This window comes from Eubacterium sp. 3_1_31 (assembly GCF_964249515.1).
Classification (GTDB): Bacteria; Bacillota_I; Bacilli_A; order Erysipelotrichales; family Erysipelotrichaceae; genus Longicatena; species Longicatena caecimuris.
In genome coordinates, this window is the sequence record NZ_CAXUBY010000087.1 from 1 (window position 1) to 2,929 (window position 2,929).

Annotated in this window: 2 protein-coding genes; one reads left to right on the forward strand and one right to left on the reverse strand. The window is 40.2% G+C overall.

Annotation, left to right across the window (positions count from 1 at the left end):
• Positions 1-198: 198 nt before the first annotated feature.
• Positions 199-879, reverse strand: a complete 681-nt coding sequence (locus ACESSZ_RS16295) for a peptidoglycan-binding domain-containing protein (RefSeq protein WP_008687987.1) — start codon at positions 877-879, stop codon at positions 199-201.
• Between the two features lie 250 nt (positions 880-1,129).
• Between ACESSZ_RS16295 and ACESSZ_RS16300 the strand changes: the two genes are divergently transcribed.
• Positions 1,130-2,842: an oleate hydratase gene (locus ACESSZ_RS16300; protein WP_008687988.1), complete on the forward strand. Its 1,713-nt coding sequence runs from the start codon at positions 1,130-1,132 to the stop codon at positions 2,840-2,842.
• Positions 2,843-2,929 lie beyond the last annotated feature (87 nt).

Below are 2,929 nucleotides of genomic sequence, written 5' to 3' on the forward strand. Positions count from 1 at the left end.
CATTTGAAATAACCCCCTAAAGTCTAGACCCCTAAAGTTGCCCCTAAATTTCAGACCCCTAAAGATTTTGGATACCCAAAGAATTTAAAACATACAAAAAGCACACCCATCTTTTTTGTTTTCGGTGTGCTATAGGTGTGCTATAAAAGAAATAAGAGAAACTATTAGGATAGATGTGTTTTTATAAAGATTTTTCTATTATGGATCAATAACTGTAGGTGTTCTGCCAATACCTACTACTTCATTCACAAGACGTGTCCATGTTCCACAACCACTTATGCCATCTGCTGTTAATCCATTATTACGTTGGTAAGCGATAAGAGCGGCGCGAGTATTACTTCCAAAGGCGCCATCCAATGTTTGTGTGCTATAACCTAAAGCATTTAAAGCATCTTGTAAAATGAGCACATACACACCTCGACTGCCTTGTCGCAGGGTAGGATAACCAGCACTGCACGCAGGAGTGCCATAACGTTTATCGAAATGAACCCATGTCGGTGTCATTGAAATAGGCTCTACATATACCCAAACACCTAGATTCTTTGCGACATTCCATATCCGATTTCGCTGTGTTTGCGACAACGCCTGACCGACATCAAAGGATACCCCTGCATAATGCTGGGACTGTCTGCCATGCCCGCCTTCCCATATACGTTTAAAGGCATAACGAAAGGGAATGGGAGCGCCATAAGATCGTCTTGTCGCGTTCCAGGATTCCATGGCAGCATTCGTCGTCCATAAAACATTAGAACGTGAAGAACCACGGAACTCACTTACCCGCATGGTATCACCATACACATATGGCATAGTGTCATTTTCACTCAAATCAAAAACTTCTAAAGCTTCGCTATATACATCATAAACGATAACTTTTGCCACATGAAGAACCTCCTTTCTTTCCACTTTATGAAATTTCTGGACAAATGGTATGGGGTAAATCCACAAACTTCCTTGAAAACAGTTACAAAGCAAAAATATTAGCTTATGCAGAGATTGGTGATTTCTGAACTTGCTATATTTAAGTATCATAAACAAATCATACAAAAAAACATATATGTATAGATACTTTCCAAATGGAAATGACTATACTTAAATTGTAGATAAACATACAGAAGAGAGGAATATCATTATGAAACAGGAAAATGTAAAAAAACTCATTATCGCAACAAGTGTGGCAGCCGGCGCCGGTGTAGCCGCAGGCGTTGTAAAACGTATGCAAGAAAGAAATAGGGAAACTGCTCGTTGTAAAGTTTCATCAGGACGTGAAGGAGAGCGCCAAGCTTACTTAATTGGTGGAGGTTTGGCAACAATGGCAGCAGCTGCCTATTTACTGCAGGATGGTGGATTTCATGGAGAAAATATTCATATCATAGAAGGTTTACCGATCCTTGGCGGCAGTAATGATGGTGCCGGCAATATGCAAAACGGTTTTGTTTGTCGTGGCGGTAGAATGTTGAATGAAGAAACTTATGAAAATTTCTGGGATTTATTCTCAACGATTCCATCTCTCGATTGGAAAGGGAAAAGCGTTACAGAAGAAATTTTAAACTTTGATCATTTGCATCCTACGCATGCACAAGCACGTTTAATAGATCGCTATGGAGTAATTCAGGATGTTACCAGCATGCAGTTCAACAACACTGATCGGGTGTTGATGACAAAACTTCTGGCAACCCCTGAGGAAAAATTGGATAATGTGACCATCGAAGAATGGTTTGCGAACAGTCCTCATTTCTTTACAACGAATTTCTGGTATATGTGGCAGACAACATTCGCTTTCCAGAAATGGTCAAGCGCATTTGAATTCCGCCGTTACATGAACCGCATGATCTTAGAATTCCCACGTATTGAAACCTTAGAAGGTGTTACACGTACACCATATAACCAATATGAATCCGTCATACTTCCTTTAAAGGCATATTTGGATGGCTTTGGTGTTGATTTTAGCATCAAGGCAGTTGTGAAGGATATTGATTTTAAAGAGGATGCCATTACAGTTACTGACATTCATCTCAATGAAAATGGCAGAGAGCGTACCATTCATCTAAATGAAGAAGATATTTGTATCATGACCAATGGCTGTATGACTGATAATGCTACTTTAGGCGACTATCATCACGCTCCAGCGTTTACCCCGGATGCCCCTATGAGTGGAGAATTATGGCGTAAGGTTGCTGAAAAGAAACCTTCACTAGGTGATCCAACACCATTCTTTGGCAAACCTGAGGAAACAAATTGGGAAAGTTTCACAGTCACGATGAAAGGTAATAAGCTGTTAAAGATGATTGAGCAATTCTCAGGGAATATCCCAGGCAGCGGAGCGTTAATGACATTTAAAGACTCTAGCTGGCTGATGAGCATTGTGGTTGCCGCACAACCGCATTTTAAAGCGCAAGATGCGGATACCACGATTTTCTGGGGCTATGGTCTCTATACCAAGGCAATCGGAGATTATGTTAAAAAACCTATGCGGGAATGTACAGGAGAAGAACTGTTGCTTGAGTTATTAGGACATCTGCATTTTGAAAAGGATACGAAGGATATTCTTGAAACTGTAGTGAATGTCATTCCTTGCATGATGCCATACATTGATTCCCAATTCCAACCACGTGCGAAATCTGATCGTCCATTGGTTGTGCCTGAAGGTTCTACAAACTTTGCGATGATTTCTCAGTTTGTTGAGATTCCAGAGGATATGGTCTTTACTGAAGAATACAGCGTCCGTGCAGCACGTATTGCTGTGTATACGTTGTTAGGCATTGATAAGAAGATATGTCCGGTAACACCATACAATAGAAATCCCAAAGTATTAGCAGTGGCAGCAAAAACGATGTTACGTTAATAAAAAAAAGAGAGGCTGTAACGAATAAGAAATAGCCTCACAAATAAAAATACGTCAAACTCATAAGAGAATGGCGTATTTTTTTTG